This window comes from Glaciimonas immobilis (assembly GCF_011947285.1).
GTDB lineage: Bacteria > Pseudomonadota > Gammaproteobacteria > Burkholderiales > Burkholderiaceae_D > Glaciimonas > Glaciimonas immobilis.
The window spans coordinates 18,434-43,630 of record NZ_JAAOZT010000004.1 but is presented as its reverse complement, the minus strand read 5'-3'; the positions used below and the strand labels follow the sequence as shown (position 1 = coordinate 43,630).

The 25,197-nt window shown below is 50.7% G+C and carries 16 protein-coding genes; 8 read left to right on the top strand and 8 right to left on the bottom strand.

All coding sequences use genetic code 11. The annotated features are described in order from the left end of the window. Nucleotides 1-14: 14 nt before the first annotated feature. Nucleotides 15-344, bottom strand: a complete 330-nt coding sequence (locus tag HAV38_RS08220) for a YnfA family protein (RefSeq protein ID WP_168054427.1) — start codon at nucleotides 342-344, stop codon at nucleotides 15-17. A 259-nt stretch (nucleotides 345-603) separates the two neighbouring features. Here HAV38_RS08220 and HAV38_RS08215 point away from each other — a divergent pair, with 259 nt between their 5' ends. Then, nucleotides 604-912, top strand: a complete 309-nt coding sequence (locus HAV38_RS08215) for a DUF1272 domain-containing protein (RefSeq protein ID WP_168054295.1) — start codon at nucleotides 604-606, stop codon at nucleotides 910-912. A gap of 242 nt (nucleotides 913-1,154) precedes the next feature. After that, nucleotides 1,155-3,209 carry a polyphosphate kinase 1 gene (gene ppk1 / locus HAV38_RS08210; RefSeq protein ID WP_168054293.1) on the top strand — a complete coding sequence of 685 codons (2,055 nt, stop codon included), beginning with the start codon at nucleotides 1,155-1,157 and terminating at the stop codon, nucleotides 3,207-3,209. 510 nt (nucleotides 3,210-3,719) lie between these two features. Here ppk1 and HAV38_RS22265 read toward each other — a convergent pair. Next, on the bottom strand, nucleotides 3,720-3,917 hold the full coding sequence (locus HAV38_RS22265) for an EF-hand domain-containing protein (RefSeq protein WP_168054291.1): 198 nt from the start codon (nucleotides 3,915-3,917) through the stop codon (nucleotides 3,720-3,722). Nucleotides 3,918-4,767: 850 nt separating this feature from the next. Between HAV38_RS22265 and chvE the strand changes: the two genes are divergently transcribed. From chvE to HAV38_RS08175, 6 genes are all read left to right on the top strand, one after another. Further along, nucleotides 4,768-5,802: a multiple monosaccharide ABC transporter substrate-binding protein gene (gene chvE, locus HAV38_RS08200; protein ID WP_168054425.1), complete on the top strand. Its 1,035-nt coding sequence runs from the start codon at nucleotides 4,768-4,770 to the stop codon at nucleotides 5,800-5,802. Between the two features lie 217 nt (nucleotides 5,803-6,019). Beyond that, the gene (gene mmsA / locus HAV38_RS08195; protein ID WP_168054289.1) at nucleotides 6,020-7,558 is read left to right on the top strand and encodes a multiple monosaccharide ABC transporter ATP-binding protein; all 1,539 of its coding nucleotides are present in this window, start codon (nucleotides 6,020-6,022) and stop codon (nucleotides 7,556-7,558) included. Between the two features lie 13 nt (nucleotides 7,559-7,571). Beyond that, nucleotides 7,572-8,777, top strand: a complete 1,206-nt coding sequence (mmsB, locus tag HAV38_RS08190) for a multiple monosaccharide ABC transporter permease (RefSeq protein ID WP_168054423.1) — start codon at nucleotides 7,572-7,574, stop codon at nucleotides 8,775-8,777. 124 nt (nucleotides 8,778-8,901) lie between these two features. Further along, nucleotides 8,902-10,650: an IlvD/Edd family dehydratase gene (locus tag HAV38_RS08185; RefSeq protein ID WP_168054286.1), complete on the top strand. Its 1,749-nt coding sequence runs from the start codon at nucleotides 8,902-8,904 to the stop codon at nucleotides 10,648-10,650. A gap of 118 nt (nucleotides 10,651-10,768) precedes the next feature. Further along, the gene (gene araD1 / locus HAV38_RS08180; protein ID WP_168054284.1) at nucleotides 10,769-11,764 is read left to right on the top strand and encodes an AraD1 family protein; all 996 of its coding nucleotides are present in this window, start codon (nucleotides 10,769-10,771) and stop codon (nucleotides 11,762-11,764) included. Nucleotides 11,765-11,813: 49 nt separating this feature from the next. Further along, entirely contained in the window at nucleotides 11,814-13,391 is a 1,578-nt protein-coding gene (locus tag HAV38_RS08175) for an aldehyde dehydrogenase (NADP(+)) (RefSeq protein ID WP_168054282.1), read from the top strand. 482 nt (nucleotides 13,392-13,873) lie between these two features. Here HAV38_RS08175 and HAV38_RS08170 read toward each other — a convergent pair whose 3' ends face one another. The 6 genes from HAV38_RS08170 to HAV38_RS08145 all read right to left on the bottom strand — a co-directional run bounded on the left by HAV38_RS08170 (nucleotide 13,874) and on the right by HAV38_RS08145 (nucleotide 25,032). Further along, nucleotides 13,874-14,401 (bottom strand): EamA family transporter, encoded by a 528-nt coding sequence (locus HAV38_RS08170; RefSeq protein ID WP_245182271.1) that lies wholly within the window; start codon nucleotides 14,399-14,401, stop codon nucleotides 13,874-13,876. A 50-nt stretch (nucleotides 14,402-14,451) separates the two neighbouring features. After that, nucleotides 14,452-15,945: an efflux transporter outer membrane subunit gene (locus HAV38_RS08165; protein ID WP_168054280.1), complete on the bottom strand. Its 1,494-nt coding sequence runs from the start codon at nucleotides 15,943-15,945 to the stop codon at nucleotides 14,452-14,454. 82 nt (nucleotides 15,946-16,027) lie between these two features. Next, nucleotides 16,028-19,246, bottom strand: coding sequence for an efflux RND transporter permease subunit (locus HAV38_RS08160; protein ID WP_168054278.1), 3,219 nt, complete (start codon nucleotides 19,244-19,246; stop codon nucleotides 16,028-16,030). A gap of 55 nt (nucleotides 19,247-19,301) precedes the next feature. After that, on the bottom strand, nucleotides 19,302-22,448 hold the full coding sequence (locus HAV38_RS08155; RefSeq protein ID WP_168054276.1) for an MdtB/MuxB family multidrug efflux RND transporter permease subunit: 3,147 nt from the start codon (nucleotides 22,446-22,448) through the stop codon (nucleotides 19,302-19,304). 194 nt (nucleotides 22,449-22,642) lie between these two features. After that, on the bottom strand, nucleotides 22,643-24,043 hold the full coding sequence (locus HAV38_RS08150; RefSeq protein ID WP_245182270.1) for an MdtA/MuxA family multidrug efflux RND transporter periplasmic adaptor subunit: 1,401 nt from the start codon (nucleotides 24,041-24,043) through the stop codon (nucleotides 22,643-22,645). A gap of 455 nt (nucleotides 24,044-24,498) precedes the next feature. Beyond that, nucleotides 24,499-25,032, bottom strand: coding sequence for a Spy/CpxP family protein refolding chaperone (locus tag HAV38_RS08145; protein ID WP_168054272.1), 534 nt, complete (start codon nucleotides 25,030-25,032; stop codon nucleotides 24,499-24,501). Nucleotides 25,033-25,197: the final 165 nt, after the last annotated feature.

The window sequence follows — 25,197 nt, the reverse complement described above, 5'->3', positions numbered from 1 at the left end:
AGGCAACGGCGCCGTTAGGTTCGAGAGCCCATCGCGATCACTGCGGCGCCTGCCAAAGCCAGTCCAGCGCCAAGCAAGTCGGTCCAGCGTGGCGTAACCCCGTCGACCCGCCATAACCAAACGATAGCAGTCGCAATATAGACCGCGCCGTAGGCTGCGTAGACCCGCCCGCTCGCAATTGGGTGCAGCGTCAGCATCCAGACAAACGCCGTCAGGCTGAGGGTGGCGGGCAACAACAGCCATGCAGAGCCTTTGCCGTTAAGCCACAGCATAGGCAAATAGCACCCAAGTATTTCGGCGAGTGCGGTCAACATAAAGAGTCCAAAGGTTTTGGCGAGTGGCATCAGAAGCATAACGGTGGATCTAAAGAAAGAGTTTGCAGTTTACATGGGTTATGCGGTGGCCAAGGTGCCTTACGACCTTATAGTCCGGTATATTAGTGATAACCACCGAGCAGCACGCACGCGCTGAATGTACTCCTGATTATTTAGGCGGAAATGTAAAAGCAGACGTGGACATACGCGGGTCAGAGTACGTTTTGCATCAAAATTTTTCCTGCAAGATACAAATACCGAACTATAAAAGTCATCTTAAGGAGCCACCATGCTGGAACTCAGGCCGACCTGCGAGAATTGCAACAAAGCGCTTCCTCCAACATCTTACGAAGCCCGTATTTGCTCCTATGAGTGTACGTTTTGCGCGGATTGCGTCGATGATATTCTTGAAAATGTTTGTCCCAATTGTGGCGGCGGATTTGTTCCGCGACCAATTCGTCCAGCCAAAGACTGGAAAAACGGCAATTGCCTCGCTAACGATCCTGCGTGGACCGAAGTGAAACATCGGCCAGTGGACCTTGACTTACATGCGCGTTTTGCCGCTGCTATCAAGATTATTCCACCCGGACAGCGATAATCCATCTCGATCTTGCATAAAGCCGTATGAATTCGTTCCCGACAGTCACTTTTATCGTTTGGGGCAGAAGCAAAATAACTGCCGGAAAACTGGGTATGTCCCATTTGCGTGATGCAAGTACATATTAATTTGTCATTAGTTCGTCATATTGAACAATTACAATCGCATCGATTCTCTTGAGTATTGCCTTAAAGGCATGATCGAAGGCGTTCCCCCCATTTCGATGATGACTAATTGAAAATATGACTTTCCCTATATTGAATCGTGAATTGGGCGTTTTGGCCTTCAATGAGCGTGTGTTAGCGCAGGCCGAAGATCCATCGATTCCGTTACTTGAGCGCTTGCGCTTTGTATGTATTACCAGCAGTAACCTGGATGAATTTTCTGAAATTCGCATGTCCGGCTTACAAGAGCAGATGCGTGAAGCTATCGATGGTGTGACCCCGGACGGCATGTCGCTGCAGCACGCGTACACGGTAATTAGCGAACGCGCGCAGAAATTGGTTGCGCGCCAATATGCACTCTTCAATGATGAATTACTGCCCGCGCTAAATGCCGAAGGCATTGTCTTCTACTCTGAGTCTGATTGGGATGAAAAGCAAAGCGCTTGGGCGCATGAATTTTTTAAAACGGAATTACTACCGGTCCTGACGCCTATTGGCCTTGACCCCGCGCATCCTTTTCCCAAAGTATTAAACAAGAGCCTGAATTTCGCCGTCAAGCTCAGCGGAAAAGACGCCTTTGGGCGCGAGCCAGAATTAGCCATCGTACAGGCGCCGCGCGCGTTACCGCGCCTGGTGCGTATGCCCGACGAGCTATCGCGCCATCCGTACGGCTTTGTCCTGTTAAGTAGTTTTATGCAGTGTTTTGTAGGAGAGCTATTTCCCGGTCTGTCGATAGGCGGCTGCTATCAATTCCGCGTCACGCGCAACAGTGATCTGTTTGTCGACGAAGATGAAGTTACTGATTTGCGGTTGGCGTTGCAAGGCGAACTGCCGACGCGACAATTAGGCAATGCGGTGCGTCTGGAAGTGGCCGAAGATACTCCCGCCTCGCTGGTACTGCGCTTATTAAAACAAAATGGATTGCAGCAGGCCGATTGCTATCGGGTCAATGGTTCTGTCAATCTGGTCCGTTTGATGCCGCTGCCCGATTTGGTTGATCGCCCGGATCTGAAGTTTGCACCCCATACACCGGTTTTGCCGAAGTCGTTCTTCACCGGGTCCTCGGTGTTCGATGTGATCGATCAGGGCGATGTACTGCTGCACCATCCTTACGAAAGTTTCCAACCGGTTCTGGAACTATTGCAGCAAGCAGCAATCGACCCCGACGTGCTGGCGATCAAGCAAACCATTTATCGCACCGGTAATGAATCGGCGTTGATGCTCGCATTAATGCAGGCTGCCAAAAATGGCAAGGAAGTAACCGTGGTGCTGGAACTGATGGCGCGTTTTGATGAAGAAACCAATATCGGCTGGGCCGCCAAACTGGAGGCGGTTGGTGCACACGTTGTCTACGGCGTATTCGGCTATAAAACCCACGCCAAAATGTTGCTGATCGTGCGCCGCAAGCGCCACGCAAAGCACACCAAACTGAAACGTTACGTCCATTTGGGAACCGGTAACTATCATTCGCGCACAGCGCGTTTATATACCGACTTTGGATTGATGACCAGCGATGACAAAATGTGCGAAGACGTGCATAACGTCTTCCAGCAATTGACTGGATTTGGCAAGCAGGTCCCGCTTAAACGGCTGTGGCAGTCACCTTTTACGCTGCACGCAAATATTCTCAAAGCGATCGAAAAAGAAGTCGACGCCGTTAAAGCGGGACGGCAGGGATATATCATCGCCAAGATGAACGCGTTGCTTGAACCAACCGTCATTGCCGCTCTATATGGCGCATCGCAAGCCGGTGTCAGGATTCAGCTGATCATTCGCGGCGTGTGCGCGTTGCATGCGGGCGTGCCAGGATTGTCGGAGAACATCACCGTACGTTCTGTGATTGGCCGTTTTTTGGAACATCACCGCGTCTTCTATTTTTACGCAGACGGGGATGAGCACGTAATCCTCTCCAGCGCCGACTGGATGGATCGGAATCTGTTTAGACGAATTGAAACAGCGTTTCCGATTCTGGACAGCAAATTAAAGCGTCGTGTTATCGAAGAGAGTTTGTTGATACATTTGCAGGACAACGCTTCTGCGTGGGATATGAAACCAGATGGTACCTATAAAAAGGTGACGCCCGGTGACGCAGAGCCGATGATCAGCCAGATTGACTTGCTGGCGCGATTTTAGAATATTAAGCGGTATTTTGCCAGACTTCACCGTTCTCGCTGTTCCTTCAGTTCTCTTTAGGCCGCAAGCCTTAGTTAAAGCTTTCAGCCCGTTCTCGTGGCGTTGCGCGCTGTTAGGCGTGCTGGCCGTCTCTGTTTTTCCTCAAAATCGACCGCGTTCCGGAACGATTTATCGCAAGTACCCAATTAATCACATTTATAGCGGCAATCGCTTTTTATGCGCGGCTATTCCCACTGCGAACGCAGGAAAGTTTGTTTATAGGAGCTTGCTGTTATTTTATTTATTATTGATGGCCTCCATAGAAGCGCCATAATTTTTAGTTAAGCGATACCTGTTAAAAGGGACAACTGAAAGATATTATAAAAGTATATAAAATTAATACTAATTTAGTATTTTTTAATAAATTAACAAAATCTACAATATTATTCGACAACACCAGCTAAAAGCAATATTTGAAGAAACTACAAAAGGGTGAGTGCCAAAGCCCTGGCAAATCTCACCCCATTTCGATTATTCCGCCATCGCAACGAGAAATTCAGTTAAGGTGATTTGTTTATCGTGATCACCATCTAGTTCCTTAAATTTGAATATGCCGCTAAGAGGACTTTTTCGTAGCTCACTTACGGACACAGTCCCACTCTTATCGAGATCGAGTTTGCTGAAAAAAACTGAATATTCATTAATTTGTTTCGTATTTAAACTTGCCATCTTGTAGCCTCTATAAGTTGATTATTTCAAACATCAGAATGATACAAAAAATGCTAGGGAAAACCGAATAGTCCACCAGTACATCAATAAGATCGCGTGACTAATCCAATGAAATCGCCGCGATTCTAATTAACTGGGAACCAACTAGAGACTGATTCCTTTACATTAAGTCAATGTCGATACATTTCTAAATAATTAATTCTATTTTCGCTTCTATTTAACAATTTCTTATTGCCTCTATTAATAACGAGGTAAGTAATATTACCTACAATAATTTTTAAAACCACGTGACATTTCTACCGGGAAATAATTCTTCCGTGACATACGAATGTTAAGCTGTTTATTTTCTGACCTTCCATTTCTTGCAGCGATATCATTATGGATATCACTTTTGTAAAAAAAGTGATTGGTCACAGCACGCGACTATTTTTACACTGTGGGGGCGCTTTCCTGAAGTCCACTTCAAAACGCAGACTGGCCATGAATCACGGATGCATCACGCGCCTGACGCACAAATTGCCGATTGATTAGACATATCAAAACGGATATTGAATTAGGAAAAAAATTCATTTGTTTGATATCGGTAAAATTCGTACTATGAGGTTGGAAATTGCTGTAAACCTCGACGTTGAAAAGGTTAAGATGCATTTTGAAGAGACATCAGGTGGGTATCGGCTAGCGCGCGAAGCGTTACCCATACGATAATTGGCTTACCGATAAAATCGTTAAAAAAGTGTAGCTCTTGATAGCACTTACAAGGCGGTAGTACTTAACACTCGCAGCACCACAATAACTAAGTAACTAAAGGAGACAGGTTGTGAACATAATTAAATCCACGATTTTAGGATTGATGATAGGTCTGATTGGCGTCGCTTCTCAGGCCAGCGCGCAGGAAAAAGCACTGGTAGGTATCTCAATGCCCACCAAATCGTCAGCACGCTGGATTGCCGATGGCGAGAATATGGTTAAGGTATTCAAGGAAAAAGGCTACAAGACCGATCTGCAATATGCTGAAGACGACATCCCAAATCAGTTAGCCCAAATTGAGAACATGGTCACCAAAGGCGCAAAAGTCCTGGTAATCGCATCGATTGACGGCACCACGTTATCTGATGTGCTGCAAAAGGCCGCGGATAAGGGCGTCAAGATCATCGCCTATGACCGTTTGATCCGTAATTCTAAAAATGTCAATTACTACGCGACTTTTGATAATTTTCAGGTCGGGGTTTTGCAAGCGGGTTATATCGAGAAAGCACTCAATTTAAAGACTGCTAAAGGTCCATTCAATATTGAACTGTTTGGCGGTTCGGCAGATGATAACAATGCGTTCTTTTTTTATAACGGCGCAATGTCTGTTTTGAAGCCGTATATTGATAGCGGCAAACTAGTCGTGCGTAGCAAACAGTTAGGTATGGAGAAGGTGTCTACGCTACGTTGGGACGGCGCGGTTGCGCAAGCACGTATGGATAACCTGTTGAGCGCGTATTACACAAATGCGCGCGTAGACGCGGTGTTGTCGCCCTATGATGGTTTGAGTATCGGGATCATTTCTTCGCTTAAAGGCGTTGGATATGGTACGCCAAAACTGCCAATGCCAATTGTAACCGGTCAAGATGCTGAAATCCCATCAGTCAAATCGATCCTGCGCGGCGAACAGCGCTCGACCGTCTTCAAGGACACGCGCGAATTAGCCAAGGTAACGGTCGGTATGGTGGATGCCTTACTGAGCGGAAAGACACCTGAAATTAACGATACCAAAACCTACAACAATGGCGTCAAAGTTGTTCCTGCCTTCCTGTTGAAACCAGTCGTGGTCGACGCAACTAACTGGAAGCAGGTGCTGGTGACTGGTAGCGGCTATTACACCGAAGCACAAATTAAATAATTACTAATTCAGGAAATAAAGTGAGGTGCCGCAGACGTTGCGCGCAGGGTAGCCTGACGTAACATTCTGCGGCGTTTGATGGCGTCATTTGATGGCGATATTTGATGGCGATATTAAGCGTCACATCGAACTCCGCGGGTAAAATTCGGTCGCAATTTGGTCGTTAAGCCAGCTCCTTTTACGTTTTGGGACTGCGGCAACGATAAGAGGTAAAAAGATGGAAACGATCCTGGAAATGCGAGGAATCCAGAAAACATTTCCCGGCGTTAAGGCGCTGGATAATGTCAATCTGGTGGTGCGTACTGGTGAAATTCACGCGCTGGTCGGCGAAAACGGGGCGGGTAAATCCACCCTGATGAAAGTATTAAGTGGCGTATTCCCCCACGGTTCCTACACTGGAGAAATTCATTTCCAAGGTGAGGAACGCCAATTTAAAGACATTGGCGACAGCGAGAAAATCGGTATTATTATTATCCATCAAGAGTTGGCCTTAGTCCCCTTGTTGTCGATTACAGAAAATATTTTCCTTGGTAATGAGCAAGCCACGAACGGCATCATCGATACCGCGCTGTCGTATAGAAAAGCCAAAGAACTGCTCCAAAAAGTCGGACTGAAAGAATCACCTAGTACGCTGATTACCAACCTTGGCGTCGGCAAACAGCAATTGATCGAAATTGCGAAGGCGCTCTCCAAAAAAGTCAAATTGTTGATTTTGGATGAGCCTACTGCCAGCTTAAACGAGAGCGATAGCGATGCCTTGCTTGAGTTGTTGCTTGAATTAAAAGCGGAGGGAATTTCTTCCATTCTTATTTCGCACAAGTTGAATGAAATTTCAAAAGTCGCCGATTCGATCACCATCCTGCGCGACGGCACAACAGTGGATACGCTGGATTGCCATAAAGAAGTCATCAGCGAGGATCGCATCATCCAGAACATGGTTGGTCGTGAAATGGCCGACCGATATCCGAAGCGTACACCGAAGATAGGCGAGACCATTTTTGAGGTGAGGCAATGGCGCGTCCATCACCCATTGCATTCTGATCGCGAAGTGATTAAAGGCGTCAACTTCCATGTAAAAAAAGGCGAAATAGTTGGCATCGCCGGATTGATGGGAGCAGGGCGCACTGAGCTGGCGATGAGTATTTTTGGTCGCACCTACGGTAAGCGCATTAGCGGCAAGGTCTTTTTGCGCGGTAAAGAGATAGACGTTGGTACCGTCCAAAAAGCCATTAACCATGGCATCGCCTACGTCACGGAAGACAGAAAAGGCTACGGCTTGATTCTGGACGAAGACATCAAAAAAAATATCACCCTGGCAAATCTTGACGGCGTATCCAATATGCTGGTTGTGGACGAGGGGCGAGAATTTATGGTGGCAGCGGACTATCGCAGCAAGCTGCGGATTCGATGCTCCAGCGTTTTTCAAAAAGTATTGAATTTGTCGGGCGGTAATCAGCAAAAAGTTGTGTTGAGCAAGTGGCTGTTTTCCAATCCTGATGTATTGATACTCGATGAGCCAACCCGCGGTATTGACGTGGGTGCCAAGTACGAGATTTATAACATCATCAGCCAGCTGGCAGCAGAAGGCAAATGCATCATTATGATCTCATCGGAAATGCCGGAATTGCTGGGGATGTGCGACCGCACTTACGTCATGAACGAAGGTAATTTCGTTGGCGAATTTTTGGCGGCAGAAGCATCACAAGAAAAAATTATGCGCGCGATTGTAAAAAACGCGAAGATCGGAGATAACTAACATGAACCAAAAAATGGCGGTCGCAGAGGCAGATTCAACAGGACTAAGACCTGTCGCGGAGACCAGAGATTACGCGGATTTTTTAAAAAAGAATATGCGCGAGTACGGCATGTTGCTGTCATTGATCGCGATTATGGCGTTCTTCCAGTATATGACCGATGGCACGTTGATGCGGCCATTGAACCTGACCAATCTGGTATTGCAAAACAGTTATATCGTCATCATGGCGCTGGGTATGCTAATGGTGATTGTCGCCGGACATATCGATTTGTCGGTCGGATCGGTGGTCGGTTTTGTCGGTGCGCTGGCAGCAGTATTGATGGTGAACTTCCACCTTAATTTTATCCTCACGATCATTATTTGCCTGATTGCGGGCGGGGTCATTGGCGGCGCACAAGGTTATTTCGTAGCGTTCTTCAGAATACCGTCATTTATCGTAACGCTGGCCGGAATGCTAGTGTTTAAAGGCTTGACGTTGGCGTTATTGGACGGGCAATCGGTCGGCCCTTTTCCCGATACATTCCAGCGTCTAAGTTCAGGCTTTATTCCTGATCCAATTGGCGGCGTTGATCTGCGCATCACTTCATTGCTGGTCGGGGTGGCGGTTGCTGCGATCCTGATCATCGTAAAAATTCGCGGTCGGCTCAGTCAGACCAGGCATGGTATGGAAGATGAGCCGCTCACATTTTTTGTCCTGAAAAATATTGTCTTTGTTTCGATTATTATTTATTTCAGCTATTTGCTAGCGTCTTACAAAGGCATGCCGAACGTGTTGGTCATCATGTTTGGGCTGATGGTTATTTATACCTTTATTGCCAATCGCACGACGCTGGGCCGCAGAGTGTATGCAGTCGGCGGTAACGAGAAAGCTGCCAAGCTGTCAGGTATCAAAACCACCCGCGTGTCGTTTTATACCTTCGTCAATATGGGTGTATTAGCGGCCCTGGCAGGGCTCATTTTCGCAGCACGTTTGAATACTGCGACACCAAAAGCCGGTACCGGATTCGAGCTCGATGTGATCGCGGCTTGCTTCATCGGTGGCGCATCCGCCTCGGGCGGTGTTGGTAAGGTGATGGGCGCGGTAATCGGCGCGTTTGTGATGGGCGTGATGAACAACGGCATGTCGATTATGGGGATTGGTATCGATTATCAGCAAGTCATAAAAGGATTGGTATTGCTGGCAGCTGTTTGTGTTGATGTCTATAACAAGAACAAATAAACGCTGCGGATTTCCTACACTTTGCTTTAAGCCTATTTTCGCAGCCCCGATCAGAGTACGTGTCAGGTAACCCGGATTATGATAGTCCGGGGGACGCTGCTCATCTTTCAAAAGAAAGCCAACGATGACTATCGACAAAAAACGCCCACTACGTTCTGCTGAATGGTTTGGCAGCAATGACAAAAACGGTTTCATGTATCGTAGCTGGATGAAAAATCAGGGTATTCCCGATCATGAATTTCAGGGTAAGCCCATGATCGGGATTTGCAATACATGGTCCGAACTGACGCCATGTAACGCCCATTTTCGCAAGATTGCTGAACACGTTAAAGCCGGTATTTTAGAGGCTGGCGGTTTTCCGGTCGAGTTCCCGGTATTCTCCAGTGGTGAATCCAACCTGCGCCCAACTGCGATGTTGACGCGCAATCTGGCCAGTATCGACGTAGAAGAATCGATCCGTGGCAACCCGATGGATGCGGTGGTGTTACTGGTCGGCTGCGACAAGACCACGCCAGCGTTGTTGATGGGTGCGGCAAGCTGTGACATCCCGGCGATTGTTGTTACCGGTGGTCCAATGCTTAACGGCAAACACAACGGCAAGGATATCGGCTCCGGCACTGCAGTGTGGCAACTCAGCGAAGCCGTCAAAGCCGGACAGATTTCAATGCATGAATTCATGTCTGCAGAAGCCGGTATGTCGCGCTCTGCCGGTACCTGCAACACCATGGGGACCGCCTCCACGATGGCTTGCATGGCGGAAGCATTGGGGACATCTCTGCCGCATAATGCGGCGATCCCTGCGGTGGACGCACGCCGTTACGTCCTCGCGCATATGTCGGGGATGCGGATCGTAGAGATGGTGTGGGAAGATCTGCGTTTGTCTAAAATTTTGACACGTGCGGCTTTTGAAAACGCGATTCGAGTCAACGCCGCCATTGGCGGATCGACCAACGCCGTCATCCATTTGAAGGCGATTGCCGGACGCATAGGCGTCAATCTTGAGTTAGAGGATTGGACCAACATTGGCCGCGGTACGCCGACGATTGTTGACTTGCAGCCCTCCGGTCGCTTCTTGATGGAGGAGTTCTACTACGCAGGTGGTTTGCCCGGGGTCTTGCGCCGACTTGGTGACGGCAATCTGTTGCCGCACAAGGATGCGTTGACCGTCAACGGTAAAAGTATCTGGGAGAATACCTTAAGCGCGCCGGTGTATAACGATGAGGTTATCCGTACGCTGGATAACCCGTTGATCGCCGACGGCGGCATTTGCATTTTGCGTGGCAATCTGGCACCGCGCGGTGCGGTATTGAAGCCATCCGCTGCGTCGCCAGAACTGATGCAGCATCGTGGTCGTGCGGTGGTTTTTGAAGACTTTGATCATTACAAAACCCGCATCAATGATCCTGATCTGGACGTCGACGCAAGTTCGGTGCTGGTGATGAAAAACTGTGGTCCTAAAGGTTATCCGGGCATGGCTGAAGTCGGTAATATGGGTCTTCCACCAAAACTGTTGGCGCAAGGCATTAAAGACATGGTGCGCATTTCTGACGCAAGAATGAGTGGCACAGCTTATGGCACAGTAGTCCTGCACGTGGCACCGGAAGCGGCCGCTGGCGGCCCACTGGGCATCGTTCAGGATGGCGACTGGATTGAACTCGACTGTCACGCGGGCCGCTTGCATCTCGATATCAGTGATGTAGAAATGGCACAACGCCAGACCGCCCGTGCAGCCGCAGTTGACACCAATGCGCCGACTATGAAGGGTGGCTATCAACAGCTTTACATCGACCGGGTGTTGCAAGCCGATGAAGGCTGCGACTTTGACTTTCTGGTCGGTTGCCGCGGTTCTGCGGTGCCGAAGCATTCGCATTAACAATCGTATAAATCAAGCGCGTGAACGTGAGCGATCAGCGGCGCGATCTGTACGGAATATAAGTTGGTATCGACGCGCATCGACCAACATAAAATCGCATTAAAAAAATGGAATTGCCATGTTACTAGTTCAATTGAAGCAACCCGATAACAGCCGCCGTATCGGTGTGCTGGAGAACGACAATCGTGATATTCGTCTGATTGACGGTTACGAGACTACCTTCGCCCTGGCGCAGGCGGCGATTACGCAAAAATCCTCGCTAAAGGATCTGGCAAGCGCCGCTCTTGGCACGACGACGGTCGACTACGCGACGGTAGCGAGCGAAAGCCGATTGCTGCCGCCGCTGGATCATGCGGATGACGCGCATTGTTTTGTGACCGGCACCGGTTTAACCCATCTGGGTAGCGCAGATGGTCGCGATGCAATGCATAAAAAAATCAGCGATATCGACAGCCTGACCGATAGCATGAAGATGTTTCGGATGGGGCTTGATGGTGGCAAGCCAGCCGCCGGAGAGTTAGGCGTGCAACCAGAATGGTTTTATAAAGGCGATGGATCAATTGTGCGCGCCAATGGCGAAGCGCTAACTATGCCCCACTTCGCTTTGGACGGTGGCGAAGAGCCAGAAATCGCCGCGTTGTATGTGATCGGTACCGACGGCTCACCGTATCGCTTAGGGTTTGCAATTGGTAATGAATTCTCGGACCACGTGACTGAACGTCAGAACTATCTGTATCTCGCACATTCGAAGTTGCGCCAATGCTCGCTCGGCCCTGCGTTATTGCTGGGCGAGTTGCCCACCCATGTGCAAGGGATGTCGCGGATACGCGATACTGCAGGTGCGGTGCGTTGGGAGAAACCATTTCTGAGCGGTGAAGATAACATGTCGCATACGATTGCAAACCTTGAATATCACCACTTTAAATATCCCTTATTTTGCCGTCCGGGCGATGTGCATGTCCATTTTTTTGGCACAGCGACATTAAGCTGCGTGGATGGGATTGAAGTGCTGGCAGGTGAGACTTTTGAGATCGACGTGGCTGCATTCGGACCGCCATTACGCAATAAACTTGCGTTAGAAACGCTGGCGCAACCGGTGATCCATTCGCTGTAAGTTTGCTGCCAGATATTTAAAATTTGCCATTATCGGCTAAGGATATATTTTGAACATTACAGGTCAGGCGCTGATTGGCGCTAAAAGCATTACCGGCGAAGGCGTTGCATTCTCTGCGTTTAGTCCCGTCTCGGGAGCCGAAATCGCACCCGTTTTCCATACCGTAAATAGCACTCAGATAGCCCAGGCGTGTTCTCTCGCGCAACAGGCGTTTGATACCTATCGCGCCACCGATCCAGAAATACGCGCGCGTTTCTTAGAAACCATTGCACAAAAAATCATTGAATTAGGCGAACCTTTAATTCTACGCGCCATGGCAGAAAGCGGCTTACCGCAAGCGCGTCTTGAGGGTGAACGCGGTCGCACGGTCGGGCAACTAAAATTATTTGCAGAAGTATTGCGTGAAGGCTCATGGGCCGATGCGCGGATTGATCCTGCGCTGCCGGATCGCAAGCCGCTTGCACGGGTTGATCTGCGCATGCGCATGATTGCACTTGGGCCTGTTGCTGTGTTTGGTGCCAGTAACTTTCCGCTAGCGTTTTCTGTCGCCGGTGGTGACACCGCTGCCGCGCTGGCCGCTGGTTGCCCTGTCGTGGTGAAGGCGCATCCTGCACATCCCGGTACCTCGGAATTGGTTGGTCGTGCAATTCAACAGGCGGTAGCTGAGTGCAATCTACCCGAAGGCGTATTTTCTTTATTGACCGGCATAGGCAATGATCTCGGCACCGCGCTGGTCCGTCATCCTGCTATTCAGGCGGTTGGTTTTACAGGTTCTCGCCAAGGCGGTCTGGCATTGATGGCTGCCGCTGCCGCACGCCCGCAACCGATCCCGGTCTACGCCGAAATGAGCAGTATCAATCCGGTATTCCTGATGCCAGCTGCTTTATCCGCACGTGCTGATACGCTGGCGACAAGTTTTGTTGATTCGCTCGTCATGGGTGTGGGACAGTTCTGCACAAATCCGGGCGTGGTCTTAGGATTGGCCGGTACGGATTTTGAGCGCTTTACCGCTCTCGCGACTGACCAGCTGTCCCAGCGCGCCTCAGGTACGATGTTGACCGCCGGAATCCATGCTGCTTATCAAAAAGGCGTCAGTAGTCTTGCCGGTAATAGCATAGTCCGTCAACTCGGGCAAGGCGTTGCAACGGATGGCGCTTGTAAGGGCACGCCATCATTATTTGCGGCCAGCGCAAAAGACTTTTTGACCGACGCACATTTGTCGGAAGAGATTTTTGGCCCGGCATCATTACTGGTTTCATGTGTCGATATCGCAGAAATGCGGCAAGTTGCAGAGCATCTGGAAGGCCAGTTAACCGCCACCTTGCAAATGGATGAAGGCGACTACGACGCAGTTCGTACTTTGTTGCCGATTCTGGAACGTAAAGTCGGACGGATTCTGGCTAACGGGTTTCCGACCGGTGTTGAAGTATCCTATTCCATGGTGCATGGGGGACCTTTCCCTTCCACCTCGGACGGCCGCAGCACGTCCGTCGGTAGTGCGGCAATTGCGCGCTTCCTGCGTCCGGTATCGTATCAAAACTTACCGCAGCAGTTATTGCCAGCGGCTATTCAGGATAGCAATCCGCTGGCAATCTGGCAGCGCGTGGATGGAACGCTATCGAAATAACGTTCAATTCGGATCGCCGCATTATTCTTTATACGATGCGGCGGTATCAATTTGAAGACGTCAGTGTAAAAGTTCGCATGACAGTATCGCCATCAATTTGCAGCCGTTGTTTTTCTCTTGCCAGGAAGTGCTGACCGGGATGAAAAAAGCGGCGTGCAACCATACATTTCCGTTCAATCCTCAGTTCCGTCAACTGGTGTCTTCGCTATTCAGCTTAGCGCATCGCTCCGTCGGCGGTGATCGGATTTCACTTGGAGGATGGCTTTCAAAACGATTTTTCGTACTCGTCTTAATACTGGCGCGTTTTCTTTAGTCTTAGTTTCATTGCGTCGGCTGACAGCCGTAGGTAGATTTTGCAGTGGCATTTGAATGGGTCGATTAAAACCCTTCCCTCATGGCGGCAAACGATAGATGGTTAAAATTGCTTGATCCTGATGTCAGGATGAACAAAAAGCAGAAAGCTTTAAACGCGCATTATTGACTCAAAACGCAATAATAACAACCGATCCGGCGACGATGAGCGATCCGCCTATGGCTACCGGCCAGGTGAGTTGTTCGCCAGCGAACAGTAATCCCAACACGATGGCAAACGCGACGCTGAGTTTGTCGATGGGCGCTACTTTTGTGATCGGGCCGATCTGTAACGCGTGGTAATAACACAGCCATGAGAGGCCGGTGGCGATGGCGGACAGCGCCAGAAAGAGCCAGTTGGCAGAGGCGACCAGCGCGGGTTTTTGCCACTCATTACGCAATGTGACGATGCCGGCAATGACGAACAAAATAATGACAGTGCGAATAAATGTTGCAAAGTTGGAGTTCAATCCAGTGACGCCAAACTTACCGAAAATTGCCGTCAGTCCGGCAAAAAAGGCTGATCCCAATGCATATAATTGCCAACTGTTGCGCAGGTCCATGTCATTCTCCGATGTCAAAATACGATAGGCTGAAATACCAGTCACGCGTGCTGGCAGCGCACTGGCCGTTAACTCGATGACTACCCGGGGCGGCAATCGCAGTCATTGTAGGATAATGCGTCAGAACCGGAAGCGACCCTTTCAATTTAGTTTTGTGCCGCTGAAGCCTTTTCCGGTTGTGCGTGACTGAGGGCGGCGTTCCCCGACAACTCGGCCTGGTTCCAGCCACCGCCAAGCGCTGCGATTAATTGCACACTGGCGGCCATACGGCGATTCAGAATACTCAAAGCAGAATTCTCGGCGCTGAGTGCGGTAGCCTGGACGGTTGCGACACTGGTGTAGTTAACCAGACCGGCTTTATATTGATTCAGAATCAGCGAGACCGATTTACGCGCTGATTGTACGGTTTCATCTTGTACCAGCGCTTCTTCTTCCAATATCCGCAGTGTCGCCAGATTATCTTCCACCTCCTGAAAACTGGTCAGTACAGCTTGCTTGTAAGCCGCAACCGTACCGTCATAGTTGGCAATGGCCTGATCAGTCTGCGACTTGCGCGCACCGCCGTCAAAAATAGTTTGTGCTAAAGCAGGACCAAGCGACCAGACCCGGTTTGGCAAGCTCAACCAGTTCGCAAAACTATTGCTTTCTAATCCGCCAGTAGCCGACAGGATGAGGGATGGAAAGTAAGCCGCTTTGGCAACGCCAATCTGCGCGTTTGCCGCCGCCGCGAGGCGCTCTGCCGCGCTGATATCCGGGCGGCGTTCCAGGAGGGCGGAAGGGACACCGACAGGAATTGCGGGTACCATCGCGGCCAGCGGCGCCGGCGCTATGTAAAAAGTTGATGCCGGTTGTCCTATCAAGAGGGCGATAGCGTGTTCGGTTTTTGCGCGTTGTACACCAAGATCAATCATCTGGGCTTGCGCCGATTTTAGCTGGGTTTGCGCCTGAATGACGTCGGATTGGGAGACTATGCCTGCAGCATATTGATTCTGGGTAAGTTGAAACGATTTTTGATAAGCGGCTACGGTATCCTGCAGCAGGATCTTTTGCGCATCAAGTATGCGTAACTGCCAATAATCTTGCGCCAATGCAGATTGTGCACTTAGTTTTATACCTTGCAAATTGGCGGCGCTGAATTGAGCGTTGGCTTGATTGGATTCTACCGTACGGCGTATTCTGCCCCAAAGGTCCGCTTCCCAACTAGCGTTAAGCGATAGTGAATGACTGGTCGATACGGAACCATTGCTGCTTGCCGTTGTTGTGGTGCGGCTATTAATGCTCCGCCCCCCGGAACGCGATGCCGACAGGCTGGCACCTACGGTCGGAAAATAAGCTGCACGGGATTGTTGCACTAGCGCACTCGCCTGGCGATATTTGGCTTCAGCCTGCGCCAGGTTCTGATTGGATATCTCAATTTGTGTGATCAATGCATTGAGTATTGGATCGTTGTAACCTTCCCACCAGTGGTCACCGAGCTCGTGGTCGCGTGGCTCGGCTACTTTCCAATCTTTCGATTCTTTGAAAGCGGTGGGTGTTTCCATCGTCGGGCGCACGTAATCCGGTCCCACTGCACAAGCACTCAGCAAGGTCACGGATAACGCTACGGTTGCCGCCAGGGCAAATTTACTGATGTGTTTCATGTTAATTCCGTCCGCTTATAAGGCATAAAAGTGGCGCCCTAAATTATCATTGTGAAAATCGCTAGCGCTGACACCACCGTGCTCAAGCATGCGTACTTTCTGTATCATCGGCGTAATCGCGGCGTTTAAATGTGGTTTTACACCATAAACTAAAACGGTCCAGATAAAGATACACAACGGGCGTGGTATAGAGCGTCAGTAGTTGACTCACGATCAACCCACCCACAATAGAAATACCCAGCGGCGTGCGCAGCTCGGCACCCTCGCCATGACCGATCGCTAATGGAATTGCGCCCAGCATCGCAGCCATGGTCGTCATCATGATCGGGCGGAAGCGCAGCAGGCAAGCTTCAAAGATAGCGTCACGCGGCGACATCCCTTTGTTGCGTTCTGCGTCGAGCGCGAAATCAATCATCATGATGGCGTTTTTCTTGACGATACCAATGAGCAGAATAACGCCGATCAATGCGATCAGGCTAAAATCGGTCTTGGTGAGCAGTAGCGCCAGCAAGGCGCCGACTCCCGCGGATGGTAGTGTGGAGAGGATAGTTAAGGGATGAATATAGCTCTCATACAATATCCCGAGCACAATATAAACCGCGAGCAACGCTGTCAAAATCAGGAGAGGCTGACTATTGAGCGATGACTGAAAAACGTTCGCAGTGCCCGCAAAGGTGCCGTGCACCGAGGTCGGCACACCAAGCCGACTCATCGCTCCATTGATGGCGATTGTTGCATCGGATAATGATTTCCCCTCCGGCAGGTTAAAAGAAATGGTCGAGGCAATAAACTGGCTTTGATGACTGACTGATAGCGCGGTATTGGTCGCTTTGAATGTCGAAAAAGACGATAGCGGTATCTGCGATTCAACGGTGGTTGAAAGCGTTTGTGCCAGCGACGAATTGGACGCCAGCTTACCGCTTGCAGTCAAGGCAGGCGGGGTGCCTAACGCTGAAGTCGTGGGAGACAGATTATTGCTCACGGGGGTGACGCTCACGTAAGTTTTTTTCAATATTTCAGGGCTTTGCCAATATTCGGGTGCTGCTTCCATCACAACGTGATACTGATTCATGCCACTGTAAATCGTCGATATCTGGCGCTGTCCAAACAGATCGCTCAGTGAAGAGTCGATTAATTGCGGGGTTACACCACTTCTGATCGCGGTCTCGCGGTCAATGACCACTGAGGTTTGCAAGCCTTTATCATTTTGATCGGTGTTGACGTCCGCAAGTTCTGGTAACGCATCGAAGGCAGCACGTATTTTAGGCTCCCATAGGCGTAATTGGTTGATGTCGTCTGATTGCAGCGTGTATTGATATTGCGCATCGCTGGATCGACCACCGACACGGATGTCTTGTACCGATTGCAAAAACAAGTTCGCGCCAGGCACGTGACTGAGCTTTCCGCGCAAGCGTGCAATCACCTGATCGGCAGAGATTTTGCGTTCTGCAAGAGGTTTGAGGGTGATGAACATGACACCGCTATTGCGACGACTGCCGCCCGTAAAAGCAATCACGTTTTCAACGGCGGGATCTTTTTGAACGATAGCGACAAAAGTATCGAGTTTAATTTTCATGGCTTGAAACGAGATCGCCTGATCCCCTTGAATTCCACCAATCATGCGCCCGGTGTCCTGTTGCGGGAAAAAACCCTTGGGAATGATCTTGTATAGGTGAATGTTGAGCGCAATCGTCCCTACCAGAATCAATATCATGAGTGGTCCAAAGCGTAATGCCCAGGTTAGAGAGCGCTTGTAGCCATTCAGCATGCCATCAAAAATACGTTCGATGGCCGTAAAAAATCGTCCTTGCTTGCGATTTGGTTCGTATTTTAACAAGCGTGCACACATCATCGGCGTGGTCGTCAATGACACCACCAGAGAGACCAGAATAGCCGCAGATAACGTGACCGCGAACTCACGGAACAGGCGACCGACAATTCCCCCCATTAGCAGAATAGGAATGAAGACTGCAATCAGCGAGATGCTCATCGATAGCACGGTAAAGCCGACTTCACGCGCACCTTTAATGGCAGCATCGTACGGCTTCATACCCTCTTCTACATGCCGGGAGACGTTCTCCAGTACAACAATCGCGTCATCGACGACGAAGCCGGTAGCAATAGTCAGCGCCATCAGGGATAAATTGTCCAGGCTGTAGCCCAGCATATACATAATCCCGAAAGTACCAATCAGCGAGATAGGCACTGCCACCGTCGGAATCAACGCAGCGCGTGCATTCCGTAAAAACATAAATACCACCATGATGACGAGTCCAATCGACATCAACAGAGTGTGCTCGGTATCGCGCAACGACGCACGAATAGTTGGGGTGCGGTCTATCGCCACCTTTAAATTGATGGCAGCGGGAATGGAGGCCCGCAACTGGGGTAGCAAAGCGCGCACGTTATCGACGGTTTCAATAATATTCGCTCCTGGCTGGCGGCTCAGGACGACCAAAACTGCTGGTTTTCCATTAGAAGAACCAGAATTGCGCAGATCGGAAACAGAATCTTTAACAGTCGCAACGTCTTGTACGCGAATCGGCGCGCCGTTGCGGTAGGACACCACCAGCGGCATATATTCTGCGGCGGTCCGGGCCTGGTCGTTAGCATAAATCTGCCAGTTACGGTCACCGTCTTCCAGTATCCCTTTCGGACGATTGGCGTTGGTTGCAGCCACCGCAGTGCGAACGTCTGCGCTACCGATGCCATATTTATTGAGGGCAGTGGGGTTGAGTTCTATCCTTACTGCGGGTTGTGAACTGCCGCCCACGCTGACGCTGCCGATACCTTGCACCTGCGATAATTTTTGCGCCAGTATTGTGTCGGCGGCATCGTACATTTGTCCTTGCGTCATGCTGTCCGAAGTCAGCGCCAGGATCATGACCGGCGCATCGGCGGGATTGACTTTGCGATACGTCGGACTACCTGGCATGCCGGTTGGCAACAGATTGCGCGCGGCGTTTAACGCTGCCTGTACATCACGCGCCGCGCCATCGATATCCCGACTTAAATCGAATTGCAAGGTTATACGGCTCGAACTAAGTGAGCTTGAGGAGGTCATTTCCGTGACCCCCGCAATGGATCCGAGGGCACGCTCAAGCGGGGTCGCTACCGTGGCCGCCATGGTTTCCGGGCTGGCACCGGGCATCGACGCCGAGATAGAAATCGTAGGGAAGTCGACCTGTGGCAAAGGCGATACCGGCAATAGCCGGAACGCCACCAACCCAGCCAAGGCAATCCCGATCGTCAGCAGAGTGGTGGCGATGGGACGCTGGATAAAGGGGAGCGAAATGTTCATAGGATCAGCATCATAGGTTCAGCGGGCTTGGCGGGTTTGATCCGCACATAACGCATCATGGCCGTACCGGATCAATCGATGGTCGGAAATCCGGATCATTATCCTGAGAGTCGCCATCTGTTTTGCCGAAGCGCTTTTTGAAGCGCCGCGAGACCCTGTCGAACGCAAGATAAATAACTGGCGTCGTGAACAACGTCAATACCTGAGAGACCAGCAACCCGCCAACCATTGTAATACCCAGCGGCTGGCGAAGTTCTGCGCCAACGCCGGTGCCGAGCATCAACGGTAAAGCGCCAAGCAACGCTGCCATCGTCGTCATTAAAATTGGACGGAAGCGTAGCAGACAGGCTTGAAAAATGGCATCGCGTGGCGACAAGCCTTCATTTCGCTCAGCATCGAGCGCAAAGTCAATCATCATAATCGCGTTCTTCTTCACGATACCGATGAGCAAAATGATACCGATGATGCCAATAATTCCGAGATCGTTACCAGAAATCATCAATGACAACAGCGCCCCAACCCCCGCGGACGGCAGAGTGGACAAAATGGTGATCGGATGGATATAGCTCTCATACAACACGCCCAGCACAATATACATCGTGATGATTGCAGCCAGAATGAGCCAAAGCGTGTTGCTTAACGATGCCTGGAACGCCAGTGCCGCACCTTGAAAGCGTGTTTGAATACTGACCGGCAAACCAATCTCCTTTTCGGCAGCACGAATGGCAGTTACCGCTGCACCGAGCGACGCTCCCGGGGCCAGATTAAACGAGATGGTCGTGGCTGGGAACTGACCAATGTGGTTCACAACCAGCGGCGCGTTACGCTCGCTGACGGTAGCGATACTGGACAAGGGCACATGATTACCGTTGGCTGCAACCAGAAAGATGCTATCGAGTGCCGCCGGGCCTTTTTGAAACGCGGGCTGCACTTCCATCACCACGCGATATTGATTGGATTGCGTATAAATGGTCGAGATCAGACGTTGTCCAAATGAATTGTACAAAGCGTTATCGATCGCCGCAGTAGTTAAACCCAGGCGCGACGCCGCGTTACGGTCAATCTCAATATAGGCTTGCAAGCCCATATCTTGCTGGTTGCTGGCGACGTCGGCCAGCATAGGCAATTCCTTTAACTTATCGATGAGTTTGGGCACCCACTTGGTTAGTTCGGTACCGTCAGCATCTTCTACGCTGAACTGATATTGCGTGCGGCTGACGCTGTCTTCAATGGTCAGATCCTGCACCGGCTGCATGTATAAGGTCATGCCAGGAACGTCGCGTGCCAACTTTGGCTGCAAACGCCGAATGACATCGGAGGCGCTGACACTGCGCATATCGTGTGGCTTAAGATTGATCAGTATGCGTCCGCTGTTGAGCGTTGTATTGATACCGTCTACGCCAATGAATGAGGACAGACTTTCTACTGCCGGGTCTTCCAGTACCACTTTTGCCAGCGCTTGCTGGCGTTCTGCCATGGCGCTGAAGGAGACGGACTGCCCCGCCTCGGAAATACCCTGAATGACGCCGGTATCCTGAATCGGGAAAAACCCTTTTGGTATAAAAATGTACAGCACAACGGTTAATGCCAGCGTGCCCACCGCTCCCACCAATGTGGCGTTTTGGTGTTTAAGAACCCACTCTAACGCTTTGCCGTAACGGGCAATAATATTGTCAAAAAAGGCACCGCTTTTACGATAGAACCAGCTTTGTTCCGCTTCCGGTGTATGACGTAGCAATTTGGCGCACATCATCGGGGTGAGCGTCAGTGAGATAAACGCGGAGATCAGAATAGCGACCGCCAGCGTAATGGCGAATTCACGGAACAAGCGACCCACAACATCGCCCATGAATAGCAACGGTATCAATACGGCGATCAGGGAGAAGGTCAGGGAAATAATGGTGAAGCCGATCTGCTCCGCACCTTTCAAAGCGGCCTGGAGCGGTTTCATGCCTTGTTCGATATAACGGGAAATATTCTCGATCATCACAATCGCATCATCGACCACAAAACCGGTCGCGATAGTCAACGCCATCAGCGTCAGGTTATTGATCGAAAATCCAGCCAGATACATAATGCCGAAGGTACCGACCAATGATAACGGCACCGCGACGCTTGGAATGATGGTTGCCGGCACATTGCGCAAAAAAACAAAAATCACCATCACGACCAAAATCACCGCCAGTATCAATTCAAACTCTACATCATTGACCGAGGCTCGGATGGTGGTGGTGCGGTCAGTCAAAATTTTGACATCGATGGCACCGGGCAAATTCTCTTGCAAACTTGGCAGAATTTTTTTGATGCTATCGACCACGCCGATAACGTTGGCGCCGGGCTGACGCTGAATGTTTAAAATGACCGCCGGCGCATTATTAGCCCACGCAGCCAGTCGAATATTTTCCGCACCATCAACCACATCGCCAATGTCGGAAACCCGAATCGGCGCGCCCTTTTTATAGGCAATAATCAGATTACGGTATTCATCAGCGGACGATAGCTGGTCATTGGCATCAATGGTTGAGGCCTGCGCCGGGCCGTCGAAGCTCCCTTTTGCCTGATTGACGTTGGCATTGCCAATGGCAGTCCGAATGTCATCCAGATTGAGTCCAAGGGCAGCAACCGCGCGAGGGTTGAGTTGCAGCCGCACGGCAGGACGCTGACCGCCTGAAAGGCTGACCAAGCCAACGCCGGGCACTTGCGATATCTTCTGCGCCAGACGGGTATCGATCAGATCCTGTACTTTAGGTAACGGCAGCGTTTTTGAAGTAATGGCCAGCGAAAGAATGGGGGTATCTGCCGGGTTGACCTTATTGTAGATCGGCGGTGTTGGCAGGTCTGAGGGAAGTAAGTTACTAGCGGCATTAATCGCCGCCTGTACTTCCTGCTCGGCAATATCCAGGCTCAGCGCAAGACCAAACTGTAACGTGATGACCGATGCGCCACCCGAACTGGTGGAGGACATCTGGTTAAGGCCCGGCATTTGACCAAACTGGCGCTCCAGCGGTGCTGTTACCGAAGAAGTCATCACGTCGGGGCTAGCGCCCGGATAGAGCGTCACTACCTGAATAGTCGGATAGTCGACTTCCGGCAATGCCGATAGCGGTAATTGTTTGTAGGCGACGATACCGACCAAAAAGATGGCGACCATCATTAAGGTGGTGGCGACAGGTCGGAGAATAAACTGACGTGATGGATTCATGCGCTTTATCGTCGTTATACAGTTGGTTGTTCGTTGCCGGACTTATGCAAAATCGCCCAAGCGGCGTTGTGCTTTCCCTGCCGCAGTTAGGTGCTGTCTGCGTCGGCAGTATAAACAAGCCCGTTTCCGGGACGGTTTTGCGTAAGTCTTATGTTGAGTCGGATGTTGCGGTCTGGTGCTGTTGTACGGCGGTTTCAGTTGGCTGCTGGATGACTCGCTGGCTTTGACTTGTCTCCGGCCGTTGCGGCAGCAGGCGGCGCGGCCGAGCTGCCCGCACTAGGGCTAGGACTCGCAGAAGCCGAACCTGCAGCACCTTGACGGCGATGACCGCGTTTACCCGTATTGGCAGGATTCGCTGCATCGCCAATCGCACCGCCAGCGCCACGCTTGACCGGTTCTACTTTTGCGCCTTCGCGCAGCTTATCGACACCATCGACGACGACGATTTCGCCCGGTGAAATTCCTTTGGCGATAGAGGTGTTTTCGCCCTCCACAGGACCGATTGTCACTGGACGGATAGTGACCGTTTTGTCTTCCTTGACGACATACACAAAATTACCACTGCTGCCGCGCTGGATGGCTGCGCTAGGGATAACCGTGGCACCGATTAAAGTGTCTAGCAACATCCTGATATTAACGAACTGGCTTGGAAATAAGGCGTAATCGGTGTTGGGAAACACCGCCCGCAATTTCACCGTGCCGGTGGTGGCATCGACCTGATTGTCAATCGTCACAAACTTACCGGTAGCGAGATTGTTTTTTTGCGCGCGATCCCACGCTTCGGCAGGCAGAGTTTTACCCGCCTGAATTTGTTTCATGACTCCCGGAATATTATCTTCCGGGATACTGAAAATGGCAGAAATCGGCTGCAACTGAGTGATGATCACGACGCCATTCGTATCGGAAGAATGGACAATATTGCCCAGATCGACTTGCCGCAGACCGATGCGGCCAGTAATGGGGGCGGTAACGCGGGAGTAGAGAAGCTGTAATCGCGCATTATCTAACGTACCCTGATCTGTTTTGACGGTCCCCTCGTACTGCTTGACCAAGGCTGCCTGTGTATCGACTAGTTGGCTGGCGATGGAATCCTGCGCCAACAACGTTTGATAGCGCTTCAGATCAATTTGCGCGGCTTTTAGCAGCGCGGAGTCGCGACCGAACTGACCTTCGGCCTGGGTGACAAGAACCTGATAGGGACGTGGGTCGAGTTCTGCCAGCAAGGCGCCAGCTTTGACCGTTTCTCCCTCCTTAAAATGGAGTTTCATTAATTGCCCATCAACCCGACTTTTAACGGTTGCTGTCGCTTCAGGCGTCACGCTGCCAAGACCGGATAAATAGATATGCACATCGGCGACGGCGGCGGTGGTCACGCCTACGGGCAATACGCTATTCTCGCCACCAGGACCCATGCCTCGACGACCTTTACCTCTGCCTTGACTGTTTGCCGCACCTGAACTGTCTGCCGGCGCAGTGCTCCGTCCCCAGAAAAAATAGGCGGCTGCACCCAGCACGATCACCAACAATAGCCACCACCAACGACGGGAGGGAGCGCCAGGCTTATTTTCCATGGTGTTGGGCTGTTGGGGTGTCATTGAATTTTGATCTTTCGGGGGAGGGGTTGGGTTCATTGCGGGCCGGAAGTCAGTCAATTGATTTTGAATTGAAGCAGTGTAAACGAGTAATGCATTTTTTTTCTAGTGTACCGATACACGCCATTAGTTGCCCGCCGCAAACGCACACCTAAACAACTATCGGATTTATGCAAGGACCTCAACGTTGATATCGCATTTGACTGGGCATCCGGGGCTGCCTAATGTTGTCTAACGTTGTGTAACCCAAGGCAATCTATGCGTATTGGCGATTAAGTAAATTACGCTACCTAAGTAATTCCCAATAATTTCCTGATATCCGGCGGTCCTGCCCGGCGCTCTGCGACGTTACCCGCTGCTGGCAGCGGGTAACGTCGCATTGTATCCGGCCAAGTACGTTATCAATCACAACAACAAAGGGTTAAAAATCCACGTTTTAAAACAGATAACGGGCCATTTTACATGCTGTGGCTTTCTCCGCCGTGATCCCTGTGACCGCGCTCGCCATGATGCATGTGGCTAAATTGCGTATCCATGACCTTTTGCTGCTCTGGTGTCAGCACGGCATAAAATTGTTTCAAAGCAGCGGCGCGCTCACTCATGTGTTCTTCCATTTTTTTCATCAGTTCTATGCGATGATCCATCCGCTCTGGTGCGGTCTGTTTAGCCCACTCTTCCTTGGTTGGACGCGCCTTCGACAGATCCGGGCCATGTGGCTTCATTTGGTCTATGTAGGTCTTCCATGCACCTTCTTGTGCTGGTGTGATTTTAAGTTCCTGATGCAATTTGGCTTGACGTTTTGCCATCCTGGCTTCAAATTTGGCGCGTTGTTCCGGTGTGGGTGGTTGATGCATATGATGCTCGGATGGCGCGGGTGCCTGCGCTACAGCGGGCGCACCGGCAGGGGCATTTTGCGCATAGGCACCCATCCCCATGGCACCAATGCCCATAGCAGTGATGCCGATCAATAGTTGTTTGCGGAGCTTAAACATGATGAATCCTTTCAGGAGAAAAATGATTTGAACAGGTAACCTGCACAGTTTTTATTAAACCGCATCTATGTAACGGCCATCTTTCCCCATGCCGGGAGTTTGTAACGCCATGTGTTTTGTGACCGCATGTTTGTATCGCATTGTATCCAGAGGCCTTCTGGATAG

Bases quoted from the DNA above. Each gene is read 5' to 3' on its own strand.
- HAV38_RS08155 (WP_168054276.1), bottom strand. From the start codon at position 22,448: ATGAATCCATCACGTCAGTTTATTCTCCGACCTGTCGCCACCACCTTA.
- araD1 (WP_168054284.1), top strand. From the start codon at position 10,769: ATGTTACTAGTTCAATTGAAGCAACCCGATAACAGCCGCCGTATCGGT.
- HAV38_RS08145 (WP_168054272.1), bottom strand. From the start codon at position 25,032: ATGTTTAAGCTCCGCAAACAACTATTGATCGGCATCACTGCTATGGGC.
- HAV38_RS22265 (WP_168054291.1), bottom strand. From the start codon at position 3,917: ATGGCAAGTTTAAATACGAAACAAATTAATGAATATTCAGTTTTTTTC.
- HAV38_RS08160 (WP_168054278.1), bottom strand. From the start codon at position 19,246: ATGAACATTTCGCTCCCCTTTATCCAGCGTCCCATCGCCACCACTCTG.
- mmsB (WP_168054423.1), top strand. From the start codon at position 7,572: ATGGCGGTCGCAGAGGCAGATTCAACAGGACTAAGACCTGTCGCGGAG.
- chvE (WP_168054425.1), top strand. From the start codon at position 4,768: ATGATAGGTCTGATTGGCGTCGCTTCTCAGGCCAGCGCGCAGGAAAAA.
- HAV38_RS08185 (WP_168054286.1), top strand. From the start codon at position 8,902: ATGACTATCGACAAAAAACGCCCACTACGTTCTGCTGAATGGTTTGGC.
- HAV38_RS08150 (WP_245182270.1), bottom strand. From the start codon at position 24,043: ATGACACCCCAACAGCCCAACACCATGGAAAATAAGCCTGGCGCTCCC.
- HAV38_RS08215 (WP_168054295.1), top strand. From the start codon at position 604: ATGCTGGAACTCAGGCCGACCTGCGAGAATTGCAACAAAGCGCTTCCT.
- HAV38_RS08165 (WP_168054280.1), bottom strand. From the start codon at position 15,945: ATGAAACACATCAGTAAATTTGCCCTGGCGGCAACCGTAGCGTTATCC.
- ppk1 (WP_168054293.1), top strand. From the start codon at position 1,155: ATGACTTTCCCTATATTGAATCGTGAATTGGGCGTTTTGGCCTTCAAT.
- HAV38_RS08220 (WP_168054427.1), bottom strand. From the start codon at position 344: ATGCCACTCGCCAAAACCTTTGGACTCTTTATGTTGACCGCACTCGCC.
- mmsA (WP_168054289.1), top strand. From the start codon at position 6,020: ATGGAAACGATCCTGGAAATGCGAGGAATCCAGAAAACATTTCCCGGC.